The organism is Nocardiopsis mangrovi, from assembly GCF_042653925.1.
In the GTDB taxonomy this organism is placed as follows: domain Bacteria; phylum Actinomycetota; class Actinomycetes; order Streptosporangiales; family Streptosporangiaceae; genus Nocardiopsis_B; species Nocardiopsis_B mangrovi.
The window spans coordinates 35,314-58,840 of sequence record NZ_JBHSFQ010000025.1; the positions used below are offsets into that span (position 1 = coordinate 35,314).

Below are 23,527 nucleotides of genomic sequence, written 5' to 3' on the forward strand. Positions count from 1 at the left end.
ACACGAAAGCGGCCCCTCCCGGTCGGGAGAAGCCGCTTCAGCGACCGCCTGGGACGGCCGGCCGGCGCGGTGCGGTGCGCCGGCCGTAGGCCGTCAGTGCTCGTTCGGGCCGACGGTGGTCTTCTGCACCTGGAGCAGGAACTCGGCGTTGCTCTTGGACTCCTTCATGCGGTCCAGGAGCAGTTCCAGCGCCTGCTGGGTGTCGAGGGCGTGCAGCACCCGGCGGAGCTTCCAGACGATGTTCAGCTCCTCGCCGGACATCAGGATCTCCTCCTTCCGCGTGCTGGAGGAGTCGACGTCGACGGCGGGGAAGATCCGCTTGTCGGCGAGGGACCGGTTGAGCTTCAGCTCCATGTTGCCGGTGCCCTTGAACTCCTCGAAGATGACCTCGTCCATCCGCGACCCGGTCTCGACCAGGGCCGTGGCCAGAATGGTCAGCGAGCCGCCGTGCTCGATGTTGCGCGCCGCGCCGAAGAACCGCTTCGGCGGGTAGAGCGCGGTGGAGTCGACACCGCCGGACAGGATGCGCCCGCTCGCCGGAGCGGCGAGGTTGTAGGCGCGGCCCAGCCGGGTGATGGAGTCGAGCAGCACCACGACGTCCAGGCCCATCTCCACCAGGCGCTTGGCGCGCTCGATGGCGAGCTCGGCGACGGTGGTGTGGTCCTCGGCGGGACGGTCGAAGGTCGAGTGGATGACCTCGCCCTTGACCGTGCGCTGCATGTCGGTGACCTCTTCGGGCCGCTCGTCGACGAGGACGACCATGAGGTGGCACTCGGGGTTGTTCTCGGTGATGGCGTTGGCGATGGACTGGAGCACCATCGTCTTGCCGGCCTTGGGCGGCGACACGATCAGCCCGCGCTGGCCCTTGCCGATGGGCGCGACGAGGTCGATGATGCGGGTCGTCATGATGTTGGGCTCGGTCTCCAGGCGGAGACGGTCCTGCGGGTAGAGCGGGACCAGCTTGTTGAACTCCGCCCGGTTGCGGGCCTGGTCGGGCGCCATGCCGTTGATGGTGTCGAGCCGGACGAGCGCGTTGAACTTCTCGCGGCGCTCGCCGTCGCGCGGCTGGCGCACGGCGCCGGTGATGGCGTCGCCCTTGCGCAGGCCGTTCTTGCGGACCTGGGCCAGCGACACGTAGACGTCGTTGGCACCCGGCAGGTAGCCGGTGGTGCGGACGAACGCGTAGTTGTCGAGGATGTCCAGTATCCCGGCGACGGGCAGCAGGACGTCGTCGTCGCTGATCACCGGCTCGGGGTCCTGGCGGTCGCGGCCGCGGCGGTCGCGGCGGTCACGCCGCCGGCCGCGGCGCCGACCGCCGAAGTCGTCCTCGGCGGTCGCGGTGCCGCCGCGGCCCTGGCCGCCGCCCTGCTGGCCGCTGTCCTGCGACTGCTGCTCCGCGGCGCCGTCCTCGCGGTTGCCTCGATTGCGTCGGTTGCGCTGCCGATCCCGGCCGGACTGTCCGCCCTGGGATTCGGGGCCGCTCTTCTGGGGGGTGCTGGATGTCTTGGTCACGCTGCTCGCGGTGGTAGAGGTGTCGGGACCGTCCGACGGGCGGCCCTGGTCGCCGGTTTCGTCGCGCTTGGCGCGGGACGCGCGGCGGCTGCGGGTGGCGGTCTTCTCGGACCGCTCCGCCTGTTCCGGCTCACCGACGCGCGCACCCGGTTCGGACTGCGCCGCCGAGGTCTCGCTCGGGGCGAGGTCGGCGACCGCGCTCGTACGGGGCGCGGACCGCCGTCCGGAGGCCGCTCCGTCGGTCGCATCGACCTTATCGGCTACGGGCCTGTTGTCGGAGGTCTTCACGGATTTCGCGGCCTGTGGCGCGGAGACGGGCCCGCCCTGCTTGGTCTCGATGGCGGCAATGATGTCGTTCTTACGCATCCGCCCCGTGCCCGTGATACCGAGACTCGACGCCAGCCGCTGCAGCTCGGTGAGCTTGAGCGCCGACAACCCGGTACCGCCGGCCTGGCGCCGGGACCGCGCCGACGCGCTCTTGGCGGCGGGTGCCGCGGAGTCGCCGGATTCCGCACCGGGCGCGGTCGAATTCTGCTGCGTGCTGACCGCCGCGTCCGTGTGGAGTTCGGTGGTGTCGCTCACTAAGGGTCCTTCCCAAGGAGCGGGCTAGGCCGTCATTGTGTGGTGAACGGCCGGCCCGGTGGTGCGAACCGGCGGGGGCCGGGTCGGGCTTGCCCCACGTGGATGTCGGGATCCGTCGAACGGGGCCCTTACCCAATCGCGGCGGGCTCTGGGTACAGCCAGACGTTGGGGCGATGAGCTCGGTCGTGCTGCCCGTGGACCATTCTGTCGCTCTCGCCGGACGAGTGATCGACTTCGGTGGGGTAGGCAGAGCCACGGATGCGCCGCGAACTCGACACAGTGGCCACGCAATGCACTCGCGGATGAGAGACCACGCGCGCGGACGCGGAAGACACTGTGGCGGATGAGCACACGCCCCGCATCGGGGCATCTGGTGCTTCACCTAGCCTAACATCACCGGAGCCCACAGCTATTCCTCGACACAGGTTCATGAACGGGGAGAACTGACCCACACCCCTGCCGCATCGATTCTTAAGGGGTGTATGTGCCATGCAGTACCCGTTCGTTCCCGTATTGAATCAACCCTCGCCTCACAGATTTGCGTGACGCCACCCTGATCGGTGGATTTCGCGCCGCTCACGGGCGCCTCAGCGGAGCCGCCGAGGACGAGCACGGTCGGCCCGGCGCCCGAGACGACGGCCGCAAGGCCGTCCCGCTCGCGCAGTTCCCGGATCAGCGCCGCGCCGGCGGGCATGGCCGGCGCTCGGTACCCCTCATGCAACCGGTCCTCGGTCGCCTCCAGCAACAGTTCGGGATGGCCGGAAACGGCCGCGACGAGAAGCGCCGCGCGACCGGCCGTAAATGCGGCGTCGGCGTGCGGCACCCGGTCGGGCAGCAGGCCGCGCGCCTCCTCCGTCGACAGCCGCGCCGCGGGCACGCACGCCACCGCCCGCAGCAGCGGCGAGGTCGGCAGGCGCAGCGCGCCCCACCCCGCGCCGCCGCGCCAGGCGACGGTGAATCCGCCGTGGACGCAGGGCGCCACGTTGTCGGGGTGGCCCTCCAGGTCGGCGGCGATGCGGAACAGCCGGTCGCGGTCGACCGCGTCGGCGCCGTGGACGAACGCCAGCGCGACCGCGGCCCCGGCCACGATCGCCGAGGCCGACGATCCCAGCCCGCGGCCGTGCGGAACGGCGTTGCGGCAGCGCAGGTCGGCCCCTGTGAACGGCACGCCTTCGGCCTCGCAGGTCTGCCGCATGGCCCGCACCACCAGGTGGGAGGCGTCGAGGGGCACCTCGCCCGCGCCCTCCCCCTCGACGGTGACGGTCACCTCTCCGTCGTCGCGCGGGCGGGCCTCGACCTCGTCGTAGAGCGCCAGCGCCAGGCCGAGGGCGTCGAAACCGGGCCCGAGGTTGGCGCTGGTGGCGGGCGTTCTCACGCGCACGCGCGTGGGGCGCGTCTGGGACATGCGGGTTCTCCGGGCGGGGTGGGGAAAGGGTGGGGTGCCTAGCCGAGGCCGAGGGCGGACGCGGCGGCGCCGGCGTCGACGGGAACGGTCGTGGCCGCGGACGCGCCGGCGAGCGCCCAGTCGGGGTCCTTGAGGCCGTTTCCGGTCACCGTGCACACCACGCGGCTGCCGCGTTCGATGTGCCCGGCGCCGACCGACTGGAGGAGGCCGGCGACGCTGGCCGCGGAGGCGAGCTCGACGAACACGCCCTCCTCGGCGGCGAGCATCCGGTAGGCGGCCAGGATCTGGCGGTCGGTCACCGCGTCGATGCGCCCCCCGGACTCGTCGCGCGCGTTCTCGGCGAAGGTCCAGGAGGCGGGGTTGCCGATGCGGATCGCGGTGGCGATGGTGCGCGGCTGCTGCACCGGGGCGCCGTTGACGATCGGGGCCGACCCGCTGGCCTGGAAGCCGAACATGCGCGGCCGGCGGGTCGCGATGCCGTCGTCGGCGTACTCCTTGTAGCCCATCCAGTAGGCGCTGATGTTGCCGGCGTTGCCGACGGGCAGGCAGTGGATGTCGGGGGCGTCGCCGAGCGCGTCCACGATCTCGAACGAGGCGGTCTTCTGGCCCTGGAGGCGGTAGGGGTTGACCGAGTTGACCAGGGCGACCGGGTAGTCCACCGAGAGCTTGCGGGCGAGTTCCAGGCAGTCGTCGAAGTTGCCGTCGACCTGGAGCAGCTTGGCGCCGTGCACGAGGGCCTGGGCGAGCTTGCCCATGGCGATCTTGCCCTGGGGGACGAGGACGGCGCAGGTCATCCCCGCGCGCACCGCGTAGGCGGCGGCGCTGGCGCTGGTGTTGCCGGTGGAGGCGCAGATGACGGCCTTCGCGCCGTCCTCGGCGGCCTTCGTGATCGCCATGGTCATCCCGCGGTCCTTGAAGGAGCCGGTGGGGTTGAGGCCCTCGACCTTGAGGTGGACCTCGCATCCCGTCAGCTGCGACACCCGATGGGCGGGCACCAGCGGGGTCCCGCCCTCAAGAAGGGTGACGACCGGGGTGTTGTCCGTGACGGGAAGGCGGTCGCGGTACTCCTCGACGACGCCTCGCCACGCCCGTGCCATGCTCACGACGGGGCCCTTTCGCAATGGGTGGAAACCTGAAAACCAGGACACAGTGAAAACCGGTGATCAGCGCCGGTGCGGCGCGGATCGCGGCCGGCGCGCGCGGCGCCCGGCGGCGGGTCGGCCGGCGGGGGTCGCCCGCGCGGCCTCGCGGTGCACCCGAGTCTAGGCCCCCGGGGGCACCGCACACGCATCCGGCCTGGCCCGTCTCAGCAGGTGGGATGGTGGGCGCGAGCGGTACCGGCGGGCCTACCGCAGGCCACCGCGGCGGCGCGGGCGGTGGCCGCGGCACGGCCGCGCGCGGCGGGACGGGCCCCGGCGCCCCGTCCCGCGTGTCCGCACGGCCGGCCCGGCGACACCGTCGGACTCACACGCCTTCCGCGGCGGGCGCCGCGCATGCGCGGACCCGCGGGCGCGCGGCCATAGCCCGGTGCACCCGCGAACCCGGGAGTTCGCCCGTGCCGCGCGGACCAGGGGACCGCCGGCCCCGCGGCGCGGGGTCACCGGACCCGCGCGCAACGGAGGGCGTCAGCCGCCCTCGGCGAACGCCTCCACGCGCATGACCGACGCCACCGACCGCACCTCGTCCAGCGCCCGCAGCCGCTCCACGGTCGCGGCGAGCGCGGCGTCGGGCGCCTGGTGGCTGACCAGCACGAGCTGGGCGTCGTCGCCGAACCCCTCCTGCCGGACGTTCTTGATGGAGACGCCGTTGTCGGCGAAGACCTCGGCCACGCGCGCCAGGACGCCCGGGCGGTCGGCGACGTCGAGCGCCACGTGGTAGCGGGTCACGGTCTGGCCCATGGGGTGCACCGGCAGCCCGGTGTCGTGGGCGCCCTCGGCCACCGAGGTCGCGGCCAGCCGGTTGCGGGCGACCGCCACCAGGTCGCCGAGGACCGCGCTGGCTGTGGGCGCGCCCCCGGCGCCGGCGCCGTAGAACATCAGCCGGCCCGCGGACTCCGCTTCGACGAACACCGCGTTGTAGGCCTCCGTGACGGTGGCGAGCGGGTGCTCGCGCGGCAGCATCACCGGGTGGACGCGCACCCCCACCGACGCGCCGTCGGCGGAGCGCTGGCAGATGGCCAGGAGTTTGACCACGCAGCCCATGGCCTTGGCGCTGGCGATGTCGCCCGCGGTGACATCGGTGATGCCCTCGCGGTGCACGTCGGCCGCTGTGACCTTCTGGGTGTGGAAGGCCAGGCGGGCCAGGATGGCGGCCTTGGCCGCGGCGTCGAACCCCTCGACGTCGGCGGTGGGGTCGGCCTCGGCGTAGCCGAGGGACTGGGCCTCCTCCAGCGACTCCGTGAACCCGGCGCCCAAGGCGTCCATGCGGTCCAGGATGAAGTTGGTGGTCCCGTTGACGATGCCCATGACGCGGTGCACACGGTCGCCGGCCAGGGAATCGCGCAGCGGGCGCACCAGCGGGATCGCGCCGGCGACGGACGCCTCGTAGTAGACGTCCACCCCGGCGTCGCGGGCGGCGGCGTGGATGACCGCGCCGTCCTCGGCGAGCAGCGCCTTGTTGGCGGTGACGACCGACTTGCCGGACTTGACCGCGGCGAGGATGAGCGACCGCGCGGGCTCGATTCCGCCGATCACCTCCACCACGAGGTCGATGTCGTCGCGCGTGACCAGGGCCATGGCGTCGGTGGTGAACAGCGCCGGGTCGATGCCCGTGCCCCGGTCGCGCCCGAGGCGCCGCACGGCGATGCCGCCGATCTCCAGGGACGTGCCGACCCGCGCGGCGAGCTCGGCCGCCTGCTCGTCGAGCAGCCGCACCACTTCGGCCCCAACAACGCCGCATCCGAGCAGCGCCACCTTCATCGCCATAAGAGGGGAACTCCCACTTCTCTCACGTCGTTCGATCCGGATCCCGGCCCCTGCCGGGGCCCGTTCTGGCCGGTCCGGTCCCGTCAGCCTACGTCCAGGCGGAGCAGGTCCTCCTCGGTCTCCCTGCGCACCAGTGTGCGGGAGCGGCCGTCGCGGACCGCGACCAGGGCGGGGCGCGGGACGTGGTTGTAGTTGCTGGCCATGGAGTGGCAGTAGGCGCCGGTGGCCGCGACCGCGACCAGGTCGCCGGGGCGCAGGTCCGCGGGCAGGTACAGGTCGTGCACGATGATGTCGCCGCTCTCGCAGTGCTTGCCGACCAGCCGCGACAGCATCGGCGGCGCGTCGCTCTCGCGGGACGCGAGCACGCAGGTGTACTCCGACCCGTAGAGGGCGGTGCGGATGTTGTCGCTCATGCCGCCGTCGACGCTGACGTAGGTGCGGATTCCCTCGACGTCCTTGACGGTGCCCACCCGGTACAGGGTGATGCCGGCGGGGCCGGCCACGGCGCGGCCGGGCTCCACCGCGATGCGCGGCACGGGCAGCCCGTGGGTCTCGCATTCGCGGCGGACGATGTCGAGCAGGCTCTTGGCGATCGTGTCGGGCGCGAGCGGGGCGTCGCCGGGCACGTAGGCGATGCCGAGGCCGCCGCCGAGGTCGAGTTCGGGCAGCGAGACGCCCATCTCGGAGTGGACGCGGGTGAGGAAGGCGGCCACCCGGCGGGCGGCGACCTCGAACCCGGCGGTGTCGAAGATCTGGGAGCCGATGTGGGAGTGCAGGCCCACCAGGGAGAGGTGGCCGGCGGCCAGGACGCGGCGCACGGCCTCCTCGGCGGCGCCGGTGCTGAGGGCGAAGCCGAACTTCTGGTCGTCGTGGGCGGTGGCCACGAACTCGTGGGTGTGGGCCTCGACCCCGGTGGTGACGCGGACCAGCACGTCGGGGACGCGGCCGCGCTCCGCGGACAGCCGCTCCAGGCGGTCGATCTCGTCGAAGGAGTCGACGATGAGGCGGCCGACCCCGGCGTCGACGGCGCGCGCCAGCTCGGCCTCGGACTTGTTGTTGCCGTGCATGCCGATACGGTCGGCGGGGAACCCGGCGGCCAGTGCGACGGCCAGCTCGCCGCCGGTGCACACGTCGAGCTTCAGGCCCTCCTCCAGCACCCAGCGGGCGACGGCCTTGGTCAGCAGGGCCTTGCCCGCGTAGTAGACGTCGGCCTCGGCCTCGCTGAAGGCGGCCCGGTAGTCGCGGGCGCGGGAGCGGAAGTCGTCCTCGTCGAGCACGTAGAGGGCGGTGCCGTGGTCGGCGGCCAGCCGCGAGACCGGCACCCCGCCGATGGCGAGCTCGCCGCCCACGCGGGTCGCGGTGGCGGGCCACACCCGGGGGTCCAGTTCGGCGAGGTCCTGGGGCGGGCTCGGCGGGTTGTCCTCGGGCAGCACGTCGGCGTGGCGCGGACCGGCGGGGTGGGCGTAGCGGCTCATGGGCGTGAACTCTCGGCGTTGCGTCGGGTGATCGGATGGGCGGTCGCTCCGGCGGGCATCCGGGGGCGGCCGTCCGGGGTGGAGCCGGTGCGGCGGCCGCGACGACGGGGTCCCTGCCGGCGCGCGTCCCCGGCGGGAGGGTGCCGTCGTCTCGGGTGGGGGCCTCGGCCGGCACGGCGCGGTGGGTTCACAGCCTTGTGGGCGCGGACACACCGAGCAGGGAGAGACCCGTTGCCAGGGCCCCGGCCGTTGCGGCGCACAGAGCGAGCCGCGCGGCCATGGCCTCCCCGCCCTCGTCACACGCGGCGGGACGACCTGCGACCGGACGGGCGTCCTCCCCCGGGACACCGCCGCAGGACTCCCACCACCCATGGTAGGCATCCGCGAGACCTTCGAGGTATCTGACCAGGATATGGGGTTCCCCCCGCCGCGCGGCGGTCAGCACCACCCCGGGCCCGTCGAACAGCTCCCCCACCAAGACCGCCGCCGCGCCCTCCCCCCAGACCCGGACGGCGGCCGCACCGGCCCCCGTCCGGCCGGACGGAGACGGGACATCGGACGGTGGCCCACCGGCCGGGGGACGCGCGGACGGTGGGCCGGCCGGCGGAGGCGCCGCGGACGCCGGAGGGGCCGCGATCGGGGCCCATGGCACGGCAGAGGTCCCCGCCGAGTGCGCCGGCGCAGCGGAGGGCCCGGATGAGGGTTCCGGCCCCGGCCGGCACCCGGCTGAGGACTTCGGATCGCCGGTCGCGCGGTCGTGGGCCCAGGCGATGCTGCGTACCGAATGGGCGTGGGCGTAGCGGACGGCGAAGGCGGGGTTGGCCGCCACCAGGCGGGCCCACTCCCCCGGTTCCTCCGCGGTCGGCACGGCCGACAGGCCGGGGCCGGTGGCCTCCCCGGGCTTCGGGCGGTCGGGAACCGACCGGCAGAACGCGATCCGCGCGGACGCCTCCCCCACCACGCCGAGCAGCCGGGCGGCCGCGCCGGGGCCGGGCGGCGCGTCGAGGTAGGGGTCCCGCCACGTCACTTCGGCGGGGGCGTCCTTTCCGAGCGCCGGCAACGGGGGGGCGGCGGGACGTTCGCCCGTTTCCGCTGCGTCCGCGTCCCCGGACCCCCGTAGCGGGAGGCCAGTGGGGCTCTCGCCCGTGTCGGCGGCGGGCGCCGCGGACGCGTCCAAGTCCGTGGAATCCTCGTTCCCGGCGGCGAGCCGGTCGGCCGCGCGGGTGATGCGGTCGGCAGCGGCGGCGATGCGCCTGCGGGCGTCGTCGCGCGCGAGGTCGCGGGCCTCGGCGACCGACCCTGCGAGGTGCAAGGGGGACAGCGCCGCGGGCGGGGCCGTGTCCTCGCGGCCGCCGGAGCCGGCCATCGGGGGCGCCGGAAGCGGGCGTCCGGAGCCGGGCCGTCCTTCGCGAGGCCGCGTCTCATGGGGCCGTGCCCCGTGGGACGGACCGTGGAGGGGGCCACCGCCGAAGGGGCCGCCGTGGAGGTGCTCGCCGTGCGGGGGATCGCCGCCGATCAGGTAGGCGGGGTCGTCCGCTGCCGCGCGGACCACCGACAGCCGGATTTCGGGCGGCAGTGTGACGGCGACGAACCCGCGCCCCTCTGCGTCCGCGTCGGCCACCTGCGGGTGGTCGCGCAGCACGGCCGCGATATCGGCGGCCACCTCCGCCGCCGGGCGCCCGGCGAGGGCGGCCAGGCGCAGCGGCAGGGCGCTGGCGTAGTCGCCGGCCTCGCCCTCGGGCACGCGGCGCGGCCGTGCCGACGGGACCTCCACGCCGCCGCCCACGACCTCGGCCGCGGCCCGGCGGAACAGCGCGTCGACCCACCACGGCGTCGCCGCGTCCAGCGCGGTCCCGCCGTCCGTCCGCTCCCCCACTGCCACCCCGCTGTCCGCCGCTCTCGGTCCTCGTTCGATCGTGCCCGTGCTCAGGGCAGGCCGGCGAGGTCGCGGACGGTGACGATGAGCTCATTCGGGTCGAACGGCTTGGTCAGGTACGCGTCGACGCCGATCTCGCGGCCGCGCCGCAGGTCGTCCTCTTGGGCGCGCGCGGTGATGAGGACGACCTTCATCCCGCGGGTCTCCTCGTTCTCGCGGAGGCGCAGGGCCGTGACCCAGCCGTCCAGGCGCGGCATCATGACGTCGAGAGTGATGACGTCGGGCCGCACGTCGCCCACGCGGTCGAGGCAGTCCTGGCCGTCGACCGCCGTGTGGACCTCGAAGCCCTCAAGTTGCAGGTTGACGGTGATGAGCTGCCTGATCACCTCGTTGTCATCGACCACCAGTACCCGTGCCAGTGCTTCACCCACGGCCGCGAGACTAGCGCCCGGGGCTCGGCCGCCGCTGGCGTATGCGCGAACGCACGGAAAACTGCGCGATCCACCCCCGGGCCCCTGCTAGGGTTGGTCCCGCGACAAGCCCCCTTAGCTCAGGGGATAGAGCAACGGCCTCCGGAGCCGTGTGCGCAGGTTCGAATCCTGCAGGGGGCACCTATCCGATCCGGCGCAGCCGTCGCGCGACCGTCACCTCGGTTTCGCGACGGCCGTATTCGTGTGCGCCGATCGAGATTCCTCGCAACACCTATCCGGACCCGGTCCGGCCATCGGCGGATCCGCTGCCTCGGTGTCGCACCGATTCAGCGGATCCGTTGGAGAAGCGTCACTTCCGGCCGGGGAGGACTAGCGCACCCACATCGTCCACGAGCCGCCGTTCGGGCGGCAGTCGAACTGGGTGTAGTCGTGATGGTCCTGGTTGATGTAGTCGATCCCGTCCTCCCAGCACTCCAGGTACGTGGCGTAGCCGCCTCCGGCCACCACCCAGTCGGCGGCGTTGGCGGCGCCGGCGGTCAGCGGGATGCTGATGAGCGCGGCACCGATGGCGATACCGGCAGCGATACGCGAACGCAAAGACGTCATGGCTACTCCACGTGATCGTCGGGGTTCGAATTCTCGTGATCGACGACCGGCACGGGCCGAGAAGACGCGACAACGACCTCGGCACCTGGCCTGCACGGTGGCCGGACGGGGCCCACCACCGGCTCGGCGCTAGGAATACGCTCGGCCTCAGCGCGTGCCGACCGCCGCGGCCGCACCGATCGGCGCCGCCGTGGCGCTCGGATCATATTCGGAGCGCGGCCGCTCGCGCTATTAGATCGTGCCCCTACGGCACACTCAATTCAAAATGATGTGGGACAGAACACACCATCATTGAACTGCGAGTCACCGTGCGGAGTTTCCATTGCCGGCGCGACCCGGGGCTTGAGTACGCCGCCACGGCATGGCTTTTCCTATGTGCGTCCGCACAGTGAGGGGAGATCATGGGAAAGCAGAATCCGCGGCCCGCTGACAGCAGGGACATGTACGCGGTCCACACCGGAATGCTGCTCCAGGACGCCTCCAGCGAGCAGCGTGCTCTTTTCAAGGAAGCCGTCGGCGCTCCGGTGTTCGCGGTGATGTCCAGGGTCGGACCGATCTCCGTGAAGCGCTACCGGGATACGGTGTTCTCCCCTTCGTGACACATGCCTTCGGCCTCCGACCGCGGGTCCCGCGGGCCGTGCACGAGGCATCGCAGGCCGCCACCGGCCTCTTACACGCCCGTGGACGCCACACTTGCGTCGCCTTCCGCGCATATCTCCGGGACCGCCCGGTGCATTGAGGGCGTGGCTGCGCAGGGATAACGTGGGAAATCCACGCGGACGCACCCCCATGTCCCGGATCCGGGAAGAGGACATGTGCGGGACCGTTGATTCCCCTTCTGGACGGTCGGCCATGGCGGATCGATCAGCGCCGAACACACGTCTCATCCGCCTCCAGCGGGAGGCGGGCCTGAGCGGCGAGGAACTGGCGCGGAAGGTCAATGCGGCGGGCCGGGAAATGGGCGTTCCCCTGCGGTACGGCCGCGCCTCGGTGAGCCAGTGGCGGTCGGGCACCCGGCCGCGGCCGCCGGTGCCCGACCTCATCGCCGAGGTGCTGTCGCGGAGCCTCGGCCGATCGATCACCGTCGCGGACGCCGGTTTCACCGAAGGGCCCGGAACCGTCCCCTCCCAGGAGGACGCCCTCGACGCGGTCGCCCGGCTCGACCGGCTGAGCGCCTCCATCGACCGCGGCCCGGAGTACGTCTTCACGCTGCACGGCCTGGCCGCGCCGCCGTGGCGCCCGGGCGCCGCGCCGCCGGCGTCTCGTCGCCGCCCTTATCCGATGATGCGTGTCGGGAGGAGCGAACTCGACGCGGCCGAGGCGATGCTGGATGTCTTCTCCGCGGCGGAGGCCCTTCACGGTGCCAGCCGGGTCGCGCCATTCCTCCAGGAATACCTCCATCGCCCCATGGCCCTCTGGCTGCGCTGCCCGAGCAGCACGGACACGCGGCGACGGCTTCTTCGGACGGCCGCGCGGCTCGCATATCTGGGCGGTTTCGCCTACTTCGACCTTGAGGAGCACGGTCTCGCGCAACGCTTCTACCGCGTCTCCCTGCTCTTCGCCGCCGAAGCCGACGACGCGTGGGGTTACGCGGTCACCCTGCGTGCGATGAGCGTGCAGGCGTTCTCTCTCGGGCACCACGGCCCTGCTCTGGATCTGTCCGCGGCCGCCGTCGACACCGCGCCGCGCGCGACGGACCATGTCTCGAAGGCCTTTCTCCGCGGCCAACTCGCCGTCACCCGGGCGCGACAAGGAGACAGGGAATCGGCGATCGGGTGCCTGCGCTCGGCCGAACGGCATATGGAGTCCGCGACGAGCCGCCCAGGACCGCCGGCCTACCATTGGGCGGCACTCGCCCACCAGCGCGCGGTCGTACGGGACCTTCTGGGCGACCGTCGCGGCGCGACACAGGATTTCGTGAACGCCGTGCGGTGGCGCCCCTCCTCCGAACGACGCTCGACGGCGCTCCTCTATGCGCGACTCGCCGAGCACCAGCTGAGCGGGGGCGAACTCGAACCGGCGGCGGTCAACTGGCACCGCTTCCTCGATATCTATCCCTCGATCCGCAGCGGACGCGCCCGGACGGCCCTCGCGGTCCTGCGCGCCCGGGTCCGCCCCCATTCCGCTCATGCATCAGGGCGCTACCTGCTGGCACGGGCCACCGAACTGTGGCGGCTGCCCTCCAAGGCCCCTTGAGCCGCGGTACGAGCCGCCCCGCCGAACGGCGCGTCCTGTGACCACGCTCCGGTGTCGCGGCAACGGCGGTCGTCGACGGTCAGCGGCCCCACTCCGGCAAGGGCCGCGATCAGCTCCCCGACGAGCCCGGCATCCGTGCCCTCACCGACCGCCATCCCGATGCGGGTGCGTCCGGCGAGCCATTCCGGGCGGATCACCATGCGCTCGTCCACGGCATGCACCTCGGCCGGCGATTCCCCGGCGCAGCCGACGCCGGGATGAACGCCGGACGGCCCGCCCACCGCGAGAACGACATCGGACGCCTCGGACCGCCCGCGGCAACGGCACGGGACCCCGTCGAAGAGCGCCAGCCGCCGCGTGCGCATCACGGCCATCCACGACTCCGTGACGTCCCGGGCGATCGCGACCCCGCGATCATCATCGGATCGCGCGCCGATCGCGATGCCGACGGGCAGACCCGAATCGGGATCGAGATAGCTGGCGGCACAGACGGTCGCCGCCCCCGTCTCACGATCCGGGCGGGTGTCGAGCGCGCCCACTCGGACATCGCGACCGCGGCCGCGGGTGTGGGCGGCGACGATCGGCGCAGCCGGGCTCGGTACCCGGCCCCTGCGGGGGTCGCGGAAGCATCCGGCGACCACCACCTCACCCTCACATACACCAGATGCGGCGATCCACGCCAATATCCGCGTTCTGCCCACAGTCGCCCTCATGCCCTTTTCGCCACCGAAAAATGAACCGGAGAACCAGAATCACCGGCAGCACGGATTCTGACCTTCCCAAGGAAATATAAACCGAGAGACCAGCGCCCGATGTGCACGAAAACATGTCAGGCACGGTAAATGCGTTTAATTCGCTTCGCCTGTTGACACATGAATTCCGCTTATTTCTTCCATCATGGGGCCGCTCGGAGGTCTACTGGGATCTTCCCCGAAACCCCCGACAGAGCCCTGGTCGGCGCGGCAGGCGATCCCGCCGCCGCAAGGCCGCTCCGGGCGACCCCTGGGAGCCGCCGGCGCGGACCCACACCTCCAGGGGACGACACGAGAATCCGCGCCATCGCGGGGCGGCGATCCGGGGAAGAAAACGAAAGGAATCGATGATGCCCGACGTATCCGCAGAGATCTCCACCATCCTGGCCGACGACTTCGACGTCCCAGCCGGGGAGATAACCCCGGAGAACACCCTCCAAGAGCTCGGCGTCGACTCCGTTGCGGCGGTCGAACTCGCCGACGTCCTCCAGGAGCGGCTGGGAATCACGATCGGCGACGAGGACCTGAGCACCCGGAGCACCATCGCACAGGTCATCGACGTCGTCACCGAAAGAGCGGGGGCGTAGCCCCGTGGCCGTCCGCGCACCCGTCGCGATCACCGGGATCGGACTCGTCACCCCGGCCGGAATCGGACGCGCCGCCAACTGGAAGGCCGTCTGTACCGGGGCCGCCACGGCCGACGTCGTCGACACGCTCGCGGACGCTCCGATCGGGTTCGCCAGCGTCGTGCCCGCGGCTTTCGACGCCGACCGGCTGGCCGGGCCCCGCGCCTCCCGCCGGTACGACCGCGGTACCCAGTTCGCGCTCGCCGCCGGATGGGAGGCCCTCGACGACGCCGGCCTCACACCGGCCGCTCTCGAAGGCGCCCGCGTCGCGGTCGTCATGGGAACCGCCTTCGGCGGGGTCCGGTCCTTCGAGGACGACCACGCACGGCTCATGGCCGACGGTCCGGGAGCCGTCACCGCCCGCTTCCTCCCCAAAGCCTTGGCGAACATGGCGTCGGGCGTCGCTTCGATCGAATTCGGCGCCACGGGCCCCGCCATGGTCGTCTCGACCGCCTGCGCCTCCGGCACGACCGCGATCGGGATCGGACTCGGTCTGCTGCGCTCGGGGGCGGCGGACGTCGTCCTCGCCGGCGGCACGGATGCCGCCGTGACCACCTTGAACGTGGCCGGGTTCCACAAGCTGCGCGCCCTGTCCCGAGCCGACCGGTTCCCGCCGGCCCGCGCTTCACGGCCGTTCGACATCGCCCACGACGGGTTCGTCATGGGCGAAGGCGCGGGGGTCCTCATCCTCGAACGCGTGCCCGATGCGACCGGGCGCGGGGCGCGGCCCTACGCCCTGCTCGCCGGATACGGGGCGGCGAGCGACGCACACCACATCACCGCACCCCACCCCGACGGCCGCGGAGCCAAGGAGGCGATCCGCGAGGCGTGCGACGACGCCGGGCTGTCCCCCGGGGACATCGACCACATCAACGCCCACGCCACGTCCACCCCCATAGGAGACGCGATCGAGGCCGGAGTCGTCGCCGAGATCGCGCCGAACGCGGCACTGACCTCGACCAAGGGCGTCACCGGCCACCCCATGGGAGCGGCCGGTGCGATCGAGGCCGCGTACACGGCCCTCACGCTCCACACCCGGACCGTGCCTCCCGTGGCGAACCTCGACGAACCCTGCGAGCGGGCCGGGGGCCTCGACCTCGTCATGGGCGGCGCCCGGTCCCAGAGAGTGGACACCGCACTGTCGAACAGCTTCGGATTCGGCGGTCACAACGCCGTCCTCGCCTTCACGTCCGCCTAACACCAGGAGGGGTCCGCCCATGGGCCAGGTCGCAGTCATCACGGGAGGCACCGCGGGGATCGGGCTCGCCTGCGCGCAAAGGCTCCTCGCCGACGGGGACACCATCGTCCTCGCCGGCCGGTCCACCGAACGCGGACGCGCCGCCACCACCGAGATCGGAGGCGGTGACCGGGTCCGATTCATCGCCTGCGACGCGACGGACCCTGACCAGGTCACGCGGTTGATCGAGGGGGCCGTGGACGAGTATCGGCGCATCGACGTGCTCGTCAACAACGCCGGAGGCGTCACCGATGACGGGCGGCCCGCCGTCGAACAGGAGGACGACGCCCTCGACCGCGCCTTCCGGCTCAACGTCGACTCGGCCTTCTGGGCGAGCCGCGCCGCCCTGAAGCACATGCTGCCGAGAGGCTACGGCCGGATCATCAACATGTCCTCGATAGCGGGCAAGACCGGGGCAGCGGGGCTCCTCGGCTACACCACCGCCAAACACGCGCTCATCGGTCTGACCAAGAGCCTGGCCAAAGAGGTCACGGCGCGCGGCGTCAGCGTCACCGCCGTCTGCCCCGGCATCACCGACACCGAGATGGTCCCGCGGGAACTCCAGGGAGCGATCGAGGCGTCCGGGGCCGACTTCGCGGCCGCGGCGGAGCACTACACCGGCGACCTCGGGCGCATGGTCGACCCGGCCGAGGTCGCATCGGTCGTCGCCCTCCTCGCCTCCCCGGACGGCTCCGCCGTCTCCGGCACCGCCATCAGCGTCGATGGCGGCTTCACCCAGTTCTAGCCTTCAGCTCAGAGAGGACCCGGCCGTGTCGCCGACCCCCTGGCTCGCCCACGCCCCCGACCCCGCCGCAGATGTGCACCTGCTGTGCTTCCCGCATTCCGGCGCACCGACGTCGCTGTTCCAGGGGTGGCGTATCCCAGGGGTGGACGTACTCCCGGTGCTGCTCCCCGGCCGGGGCCGCCGGAGCGACGAACCGCTCGTCCGATCGCTGCACGCCCTCGCCGAAGGCATCGCCGACGACGCCGTCCCCCGGCTCACCGGCCGCTACTGCTTCCTCGGCCATTCGATGGGGGCGTGGCTCGCCCACGCCGTGGCCGCCCTGCTGGGCGATCGGCACGGCACCGGGCCCGAGCGGCTGTTCGTCCTGTCCGCCCCGCCGCCGCACCTGCCGCCCAGCCCCTTCTCCTCCCAGTACGGGCTCTCCGACGACGCCGTGGTCGACGAGCTCATCCGGATCGGCGGGGCCCCCGAGTCCGCCCGCGAGGCGGTTCACGCCAATCTCGGCGCCATCCGCGCCGACCTCACCGCCGTGGGGCACTACCGTCCGACCGCGCACAAGCTGGAGTGCCCCATCACCGCGATCGGCGGCACCCGTGACCTGCTGTTCGACTCCGGCAGCCTGGCGGAATGGCGCGAGTCCACGCGGGGCGGCTGCTCCGCCCACTTCATCGACGCGGGCCACTTCACGGTCACTGAGCGACCCGACGCCGTCCTCGACATCACCGCCCGCGATCTCGGCCGCGCCGCACACCAGGCCGAGCCCGTCGCCGTGATCGGCATGGCCTGCAGGTTGCCCGGAGCCGACCACCCCGCCGCGTTCTGGGAACTCCTCCGCAGCGGACGCAGCGCCGTCGGGCCCGTACCGGACGACCGCATCCGCGGCGCCGGTGACCGGATCATGCCCGCGGGCGGGTTCCTCGACTCCGTCGACGAGTTCGACGCCGGGCACTTCGGGTTCGGCGCCCGCGAGGCGCACCGCGCCGATCCGCGCCTGCGCCTGCTGCTCATGGCCGCGCAGGAGGCGGTCGACGACTCCGGGCTCGCCGCGGGCGACATCGCCGGCCCGCGCACGGGCATCTGGGTCGGCGAGTCCCACTCCGACTACTGGGACCTCTCCACCGCCGCCACCACACCGAACATGTACACACTCTCGGGTGGCGGGCTGAAGAGCTTCCTGTCCGGACGGGTGTCGCACTTCTTCGACCTCCAAGGCCCGAGTATCACCCTCGACACGTCCTGCTCGGCGTCGCTGACCGCGATCCACGCGGCCTGCCGCGCCCTGCGGGGCGGCGAGGTCGACACCGCGTTCGCGGGCGGGGCACACGTGATCCTCAACCCCGATGGCGGTCCGTCCCACGGGCTCGCGAAGGCCCTCTCACCGCACGGGCGCTCCGCGTTCGCCGACGCGGCCGCCGACGGCTACGCCCGTGCCGAAGGAGTGGCCGTGGTCCTGCTCCGGCGGCTGGGCGACGCCCTGCGCGACGGCGACCCGGTCCACGCCGTCATCGAGGGCAGCGCGGTCAACGCGAACGGCCGGTCCGGCCGCAACATCGTCAGCACCAGCGGCCCCGGCCAGGTGCGCATGATGCGCGAAGCACTCGCCGACGCGGGACGCCGCCCCGCCGACATCGCCTACGTCGAAGCCCACGGCCCCGGAACGAGGGTCGGGGACGACATCGAACTCGCCGCCCTCCACGAGGTCTACGGGGGCAATCCGCGCCCCTGTCTCGTCGGATCCGTCAAGACCAACATCGGACACCTGGAACCCGTCGCCGGCATCGCGGGGTTCCTCAAGACCGTCCTCGCCCTCGAACACGGTCGCGTACCGGCGTCGCTGCACCTCGAGAACCCGGCCCCCGCCATCGACTGGGACCGCTCGGCGCTGCGCGTGCCCACTGCGTGCGAGCCGTGGCCCGTCGACGGCGCACGCTGCGCCGCCGTCTCCTCGTTCGGCCTCTCCGGGGCCAACGCCCACGCGGTCCTCGCCGCGCCGCCTGAGGGTGCCGCCGGGCGGCGGCGGCCACCCCGTCGGACGTGGAACACCCGCCGGTACTGGTACACGGCGCTGCCGGACCGCGACAGCGCCCCACCGGACCAGGACGCTCCGGCGCCGCCCGCTGTGCGCCGGCGGCCCCCGCCCCTCCCCTCACCTCGAGGTGGTGATCCAGTGACCCCTCACCCGTTTCACCCGTTGTTCCGCGACCGCATGTCCGTGTGGGCCGAGCTCGACGAACTCCTCGGCACGCCCGATTTCATCCAGGACCTCGCCGGGGTCGGCGCCACCTACCGGCGGCTCCGGGCCTTCGGCCGCAGGCTCGGTCCGGCCCGGGCCCTGCACGGCGATCCCCTGCGCCTGCTCGCCGGCATGGAATGGGCCGGGGTCGTCGACCCCGCGATGATGCATGCCGCGATGGTGCACTACGGCGTCGCCGCGACCTCCCTGGTGGAGTGCGGGCACCCCGGCGACGACCTCGACGCCCTCGTGGCGGAACTCGACTCGATGGACGCCCCGGGCACGATCGTCGCGACCGAGCTCGGCCGCGGGGGATCCCAGGTCAACGTCCGCACCGAGGCCCGCTACCACCGCGACCGCCACTGCTTCACGCTCCACACCCCCGATGACTCCGCCGTCAAGGTCATGCCGAACGTCGGCTGGACCGGGCTCGCGCGCACCGCCGTCGTCGTCGCCCGCTTGGTCGTCGACGGCGCCGACAACGGAGCGCACGCGTTCGCGTTCCGCTTCCCGCACCCCCGGGCCGAGGTGGCCCTGCTCCCCGGCGGCGCGCCGGTGGCGCTCGACTACTCGGCGATCCGCTTCCGAGGCGCGGAGGTCCCGCACGGCCACTGGCTCTCCGACACGGCCGCCATCACCGCGAGCGGAGTCGCCGACCCCCTTGGCCCGCAGCAGCGGCTCGCACGTTCCCTGGGCGGGGTCCAGGCCGCCGCCGTCTTCGCCGCCGTCGCACTCGTCTCGGCCGCGCGGGCGACCGTCGCCGTCGCCTTCCGCTACACGAGCCGGCGCCTCGTCGGCCGCCCTGGGACGCCGGCGCTCGATTTCACGACCCACCGCGATGACCTCGCCTCGGCGATCGCGCGCGTCTACGCGACGGGCTCCTACGTCGAGAAGGTCCGGCGCGGCTTCGCCGATGAACGCCTGGGCTCCGGTGCCCCTCACAGCAGCCGCGCCGTCGACGGCGCGGCGTACGCTCCCTGGCTCGCCGCCGACCTCGACCGCACCCTCGCCAAGACCGCCGCGGCAACGGCCCTCGAATCCGTCGCCGCCACGTGCCGGCGGCTCTGTGGTTTCCAGGGTGTCCTCCACACCAACCGCATCACCGTCTACGAGGACATGGCCAAATCCTTCCACTCGGCCGGAGGCGACACGCGGCTGCTCCTGCTCGAAGCCGGCAGGCAGCTCCTCAACGGCGGGGAAGCCCCGGCCGTCCCCAGGACCGTCGGCCCGGGAACCGGCGACGCCCGCTCGACACTGCGCCTCGTCGCGCTGCACGAGCACGCCCTGACCGACAGGCTCCGCCCCCTCGTCGACCGCGGCGATCCCGCCCCGTACCTCCGCGAGATCGAGGACCTCGCCCGCATCCACCTCACGCGGCGGATCCTGGAGGAATTCGACGAGGCGGTCGCCGCCGCGAGCGGTCCGTGGCGCCCCCTTCTCGAAGCCGCACGGCACCTCTACGGACTCGACGTCGTCCTCGACTCCGCCGCCTGGCACCTCGACCACGGCTCGCTGCGCCCCGGTGACGCCGGCATCCTCCATTCCGCCCGCGCCGCCGCCGTCGAGGCGGTCGTCCGGCGGCTCGGCGGACTCGTCGACGGTCTCGCGGTACCACCCGGGCGCGTCGGCGGGTTCATCGGCCGCGAGGACTACATCGCCCGCATCGCCGGCCTCCTCCCCGAGAACGCCGGGAACGGCTTCTGACCGGCCGGCGTCCGGGGCCGTCGCGGCCGGAATCCCGTCCTGGGTGGGGGTTCGGCCGGGGATCGATCGAATACCCCTGTCCGCACCGTTTTGGATAACCTTCTTTCCATGGGGGGAGTGACGACAGTGCGGCGGTCCGGGATGCGGATCGCGTTCCTCGCACTGCTGTTCGCCGCCGGCCTCCTCTGCGCGATCTGCTCGGGACCGTCCGCGTCCACCGACACCGGTGCCGGTACCGGTGCTCGCGGGTCCGCTCCGGCCTCGCCCGCGGTCGCGGCCGGGGCTCCGGCCGACGCGGCGCACTCCTCTGACGACGGGCACCGCCACGACTGCCAAGCGGCCTCCGGCCTCGGCGCCGGCACCGAGCAGCGCACCGCCGTGGTGAAGATGTTCGCGCTCACCGCGATCGCCGTATCCGCCTCGGTGCTGCTGTCGAGCTCACTCCCGGCCCTGAGCGTGTGGATCGCCCGGGGCCGGCGGGGCCCGCTGCATCCCGGATCGCGATTGCTGCTGGCACTGTGCGTCCAGCGCGTCTAGCCCCCGAACCCGCGGACCGCGCGCCACGGCCCTCGCCCACCGCGATCCGCACCGCGCCCGCTGCCCCCGGCCGCTCGGCCGGAGCGGGCGCGGCCGACGGTGCGGCCCCCGTGCCCCCGGTCCGAGTCCCCCACGCTTTCCGCGCCCCCCGCCGCGGCGGCCCCGCTACACCGACCCACCCGACCACCTCCCCTCACGGAGTCATCCCATGGCCACCGTTCTCCGCCCCGCACTCGCCGGCCCCGCGGCCGTGCTCTGCCTGACCGTCCTCCTCGCCACCGCGTGTTCCTCGCCCGATGCCGACCCCTCCGGATCCGGAACCGGGTCCGAGGAGGACACGGGGGCCGAGGTGCGCATCACACCTGAGGACGGCGCCGGCGACGTCTCCCCCGACTCCCCCGTGGAGGTCCGGGCGGACGGCGGCACGATCACCGATGTCACCGTCGCGGTCGACGGCCAGGAGCCGACCGGCGCGAACGAGATGACCGGTGCCCTCAACGACGACGAGACCGCCTGGACCAGCGACTGGACCCTCACCCCGGGCTCGGAGGTGACCGTCACCGCCACCACCGAGGACGCCGAAGGTGAGACCGCCGAGGCGGTGAGCGTGTTCACCACCCGGGAGGCGGTGGAGGGACAGCGCTTGGAGCTGGAGTCCAACTTCCCCACCAGCGGGGAGACCGTGGGCGTCGGCATGCCGGTCATCGTCAACTTCGACCTTCCCGTGGAGAACAAGGCGGCGGTGGAATCCGCCATGGAGGTCGTCTCCGACAAGCCCGCCCAAGGCGCGTGGAACTGGTTCGGCGACCAGATGGCCGTGTTCCGCCCGGAGGAGTACTGGGAGCCCGACCAGAAGATCACCGTCAACATGCGCCTGGCGGGCGTCCAGGCCGCCGACGGGGTCTTCGGCATCGAGAACCACCAGCTCAACTTCGACGTCGGCCGGTCGCAGATCACCACGATCGACAGCGACACCAAGCGCATGGTCGTCGAGCGCGACGGCGAGGAGATCCAGGACTTCCCGACCAGCCTGGGCCGGGCGACGACCCGCGCGTACACCACCACCAGCGGCGTGCACCTGACCATGGAGAAGTACGACCAGCTCGTGATGGACTCCGCCACCGTCGGCATCCCCGAGGACGACCCCGAGTACTACAAGCTCGACGTCGAATACGCCGTGCGCTTCTCCAACAGCGGCGAGTTCACCCACGCCGCCCCGTGGAACGACCAGCTCGGTGAGGCCAACCTCAGCCACGGCTGCCCCAACCTCGCCACCGCGGACGCCAAGTGGTTCTACGAGAACTCCTACATGGGCGACCCGCTGGTCGTCACCGGGACTGACCGCCAGCTCGAGGTCGACAACGGGTGGGGCTACTGGCAGCGGTCCTGGGATGAATGGGTCGAGCAGAGCGCGACCGGCGAGCCCGACGCCACCGACGAGCCCGGCACTCCGGGCAGCCCGCAGGGCGACGGCGAGTAGCCCGGCCCCGCGGCGGCCCCGGACCGCCGCCGGACCGGACGCGCGCACCGCCCGGCGGCCGCCCCTGCGAGCAGGTGCGGCCGCCGGGCCCATCTGGTGGCCGGTCCCGGTCCCGTCACGGCCCGGACCGCCATGCGTCGAGCCCGGCCCCGACCCCCGTGGTCACGGCCGGGCGGCAGGGGGCGCGGCGGACCGTCCGCGGCCCGAACCGGCCACGGGCGCGACACCCCCGCCCCATCACCGCCGCCCCGGGGCCCCGACACCGGGTACCTCCCTGATAATCTGCCGTGACTCGTTGCGCGAAAGCGCGCAACCGTACAAAAGGCGGACTGAACACAAAGTGTTACCGATGCGTCCCGATGACAGGGACGTCATGGAATCGGCCAGAAAAGCACATCGACGCCACCGGCTCGACGGAATCGCCGTCGTGGTCTGGGCCATCGTGGGGGTGCTGGCGGTGTTCTCGTACTTCGTCGTCGGCGCCGGCATATAGCACGTACCGGTAACGGGTGAAGGCACCCGTGTCCCTGGGCGGTCGCGCAAGCGGGCGCCCTTTCGCCTTTCCGGCCCGTTTCGGCGGGGATTCCCGGTGCGCTCGGCGGAGCCGCTGCGGCCGGATCCGGCCGCAGCCGAGGTCCGGCCCGGTCGCCCGCTCGGGGCAGGGCCGCCTGGTCCCGCCGCGCGTACGGGCGGGTCCGCCGGCCCCGCCGACGTCGGGGCGTCGCAACCGCCGAAAGGGCGCGGCAGGGGCGAGCGGCCGAAAACGGACGACCCCGGCCGACCGGCCCTGGGGGCGGGCCGCCGGGGTCCGCGGGCAGGGAGCCGCCCGCGCGCGTCAACGGCCGGTCAGCCGACCTCGTGTGCCAGCCGCTCGGCCAGCAGCCGCTGGCCCTGTTCGCCGGCCTTCTGGTTGTTCTCCTGGATCCGGCGGAACCAGCGGGCCAGCTCCTCATCGCCCTGACGCTCCGCGTCCTCGATGTAGGTCTCCAGCCGGTAGACGTTCTCCAGCGACTGGTGCAGCGCCCAGGTGAGGTTGTAGTGGTCGTTCTTGACCGGGGTGGTCGGTGCTGTCGCCATGTTCGTCCTCGCCTTCCATCGGGTGCAAGAACCGGCACTGGCACCGCTGCCCAGCATCGCCCCGGAACATGCACACCGATCCGCCGGGCGCCGCTGCCCCTGACGCCGCCCGGAAACGGGCGGCCCGTC

At 72.8% G+C, this 23,527-nt stretch carries 18 protein-coding genes, 1 tRNA gene and 2 pseudogenes; 10 read left to right on the top strand and 11 right to left on the bottom strand.

From position 1 onward, the window contains the following. Nucleotides 1-93: 93 nt before the first annotated feature. From rho to ACFO4E_RS21895, 8 genes and pseudogenes are all read right to left on the bottom strand, one after another. Nucleotides 94-2,094, bottom strand: coding sequence for a transcription termination factor Rho (rho, locus tag ACFO4E_RS21860; RefSeq protein ID WP_378577696.1), 2,001 nt, complete (start codon nt 2,092-2,094; stop codon nt 94-96). A 427-nt stretch (nt 2,095-2,521) separates the two neighbouring features. Further along, a complete protein-coding gene (thrB, locus tag ACFO4E_RS21865; protein ID WP_378577698.1) occupies nt 2,522-3,499 on the bottom strand; it encodes a homoserine kinase in 978 nt (325 codons plus the stop codon). Nucleotides 3,500-3,537: 38 nt separating this feature from the next. Further along, on the bottom strand, nt 3,538-4,596 hold the full coding sequence (gene thrC / locus ACFO4E_RS21870; protein WP_378577796.1) for a threonine synthase: 1,059 nt from the start codon (nt 4,594-4,596) through the stop codon (nt 3,538-3,540). Between the two features lie 528 nt (nt 4,597-5,124). Further along, the gene (locus tag ACFO4E_RS21875) at nt 5,125-6,423 is read right to left on the bottom strand and encodes a homoserine dehydrogenase (protein WP_378577700.1); all 1,299 of its coding nucleotides are present in this window, start codon (nt 6,421-6,423) and stop codon (nt 5,125-5,127) included. Between the two features lie 83 nt (nt 6,424-6,506). After that, nucleotides 6,507-7,898, bottom strand: coding sequence for a diaminopimelate decarboxylase (gene lysA, locus ACFO4E_RS21880; protein WP_378577702.1), 1,392 nt, complete (start codon nt 7,896-7,898; stop codon nt 6,507-6,509). Between the two features lie 187 nt (nt 7,899-8,085). Further along, a pseudogene (locus ACFO4E_RS21885) lies at nt 8,086-8,385 on the bottom strand (DALR anticodon-binding domain-containing protein); the annotation flags it as partial. A gap of 1,098 nt (nt 8,386-9,483) precedes the next feature. After that, nucleotides 9,484-9,780, bottom strand: a pseudogene (locus tag ACFO4E_RS21890) (hypothetical protein); the annotation flags it as partial. A gap of 44 nt (nt 9,781-9,824) precedes the next feature. Continuing rightward, nucleotides 9,825-10,205, bottom strand: a complete 381-nt coding sequence (locus tag ACFO4E_RS21895) for a response regulator (RefSeq protein WP_378577704.1) — start codon at nt 10,203-10,205, stop codon at nt 9,825-9,827. 108 nt (nt 10,206-10,313) lie between these two features. Here ACFO4E_RS21895 and ACFO4E_RS21900 point away from each other — a divergent pair. Further along, nucleotides 10,314-10,385: transfer RNA gene (locus ACFO4E_RS21900), tRNA-Arg, on the top strand. A 189-nt stretch (nt 10,386-10,574) separates the two neighbouring features. Here ACFO4E_RS21900 and ACFO4E_RS21905 read toward each other — a convergent pair. Beyond that, a complete protein-coding gene (locus tag ACFO4E_RS21905) occupies nt 10,575-10,811 on the bottom strand; it encodes a hypothetical protein (RefSeq protein WP_378577706.1) in 237 nt (78 codons plus the stop codon). Nucleotides 10,812-11,212: 401 nt separating this feature from the next. Here ACFO4E_RS21905 and ACFO4E_RS21910 point away from each other — a divergent pair, with 401 nt between their 5' ends. Both ACFO4E_RS21910 and ACFO4E_RS21915 read left to right on the top strand, forming a co-directional pair. Next, a complete protein-coding gene (locus ACFO4E_RS21910) occupies nt 11,213-11,410 on the top strand; it encodes a hypothetical protein (RefSeq protein ID WP_378577708.1) in 198 nt (65 codons plus the stop codon). Nucleotides 11,411-11,663: 253 nt separating this feature from the next. Beyond that, a complete protein-coding gene (locus ACFO4E_RS21915) occupies nt 11,664-13,007 on the top strand; it encodes a hypothetical protein (RefSeq protein ID WP_378577710.1) in 1,344 nt (447 codons plus the stop codon). Here ACFO4E_RS21915 and ACFO4E_RS21920 read toward each other — a convergent pair. After that, nucleotides 12,953-13,546, bottom strand: coding sequence for a hypothetical protein (locus tag ACFO4E_RS21920; RefSeq protein ID WP_378577712.1), 594 nt, complete (start codon nt 13,544-13,546; stop codon nt 12,953-12,955). The two genes, ACFO4E_RS21915 and ACFO4E_RS21920, sit on opposite strands and share 55 nt — an antisense overlap. Before the next feature lie 560 nt (nt 13,547-14,106). Between ACFO4E_RS21920 and ACFO4E_RS21925 the strand changes: the two genes are divergently transcribed. The 7 genes from ACFO4E_RS21925 to ACFO4E_RS21955 all read left to right on the top strand — a co-directional run bounded on the left by ACFO4E_RS21925 (nt 14,107) and on the right by ACFO4E_RS21955 (nt 22,814). Further along, nucleotides 14,107-14,346 (top strand): acyl carrier protein, encoded by a 240-nt coding sequence (locus ACFO4E_RS21925; RefSeq protein WP_378577714.1) that lies wholly within the window; start codon nt 14,107-14,109, stop codon nt 14,344-14,346. Nucleotides 14,347-14,350: 4 nt separating this feature from the next. Continuing rightward, a complete protein-coding gene (locus ACFO4E_RS21930; RefSeq protein WP_378577716.1) occupies nt 14,351-15,583 on the top strand; it encodes a beta-ketoacyl-[acyl-carrier-protein] synthase family protein in 1,233 nt (410 codons plus the stop codon). Between the two features lie 19 nt (nt 15,584-15,602). Next, entirely contained in the window at nt 15,603-16,367 is a 765-nt protein-coding gene (locus ACFO4E_RS21935) for an SDR family NAD(P)-dependent oxidoreductase (RefSeq protein WP_378577718.1), read from the top strand. A 25-nt stretch (nt 16,368-16,392) separates the two neighbouring features. After that, nucleotides 16,393-20,304: a beta-ketoacyl synthase N-terminal-like domain-containing protein gene (locus ACFO4E_RS21940; protein WP_378577720.1), complete on the top strand. Its 3,912-nt coding sequence runs from the start codon at nt 16,393-16,395 to the stop codon at nt 20,302-20,304. A 117-nt stretch (nt 20,305-20,421) separates the two neighbouring features. After that, nucleotides 20,422-20,841 (top strand): hypothetical protein, encoded by a 420-nt coding sequence (locus ACFO4E_RS21945; protein ID WP_378577722.1) that lies wholly within the window; start codon nt 20,422-20,424, stop codon nt 20,839-20,841. 208 nt (nt 20,842-21,049) lie between these two features. Further along, a complete protein-coding gene (locus ACFO4E_RS21950; protein WP_378577724.1) occupies nt 21,050-22,321 on the top strand; it encodes a L,D-transpeptidase in 1,272 nt (423 codons plus the stop codon). A gap of 349 nt (nt 22,322-22,670) precedes the next feature. Continuing rightward, a complete protein-coding gene (locus tag ACFO4E_RS21955; protein WP_378577726.1) occupies nt 22,671-22,814 on the top strand; it encodes a hypothetical protein in 144 nt (47 codons plus the stop codon). Between the two features lie 353 nt (nt 22,815-23,167). On the opposite strand, the gene ACFO4E_RS21960 is transcribed toward ACFO4E_RS21955, so the two are convergent. Further along, on the bottom strand, nt 23,168-23,398 hold the full coding sequence (locus ACFO4E_RS21960; protein WP_378577728.1) for a hypothetical protein: 231 nt from the start codon (nt 23,396-23,398) through the stop codon (nt 23,168-23,170). Between the last annotated feature and the right edge of the window lie 129 nt (nt 23,399-23,527).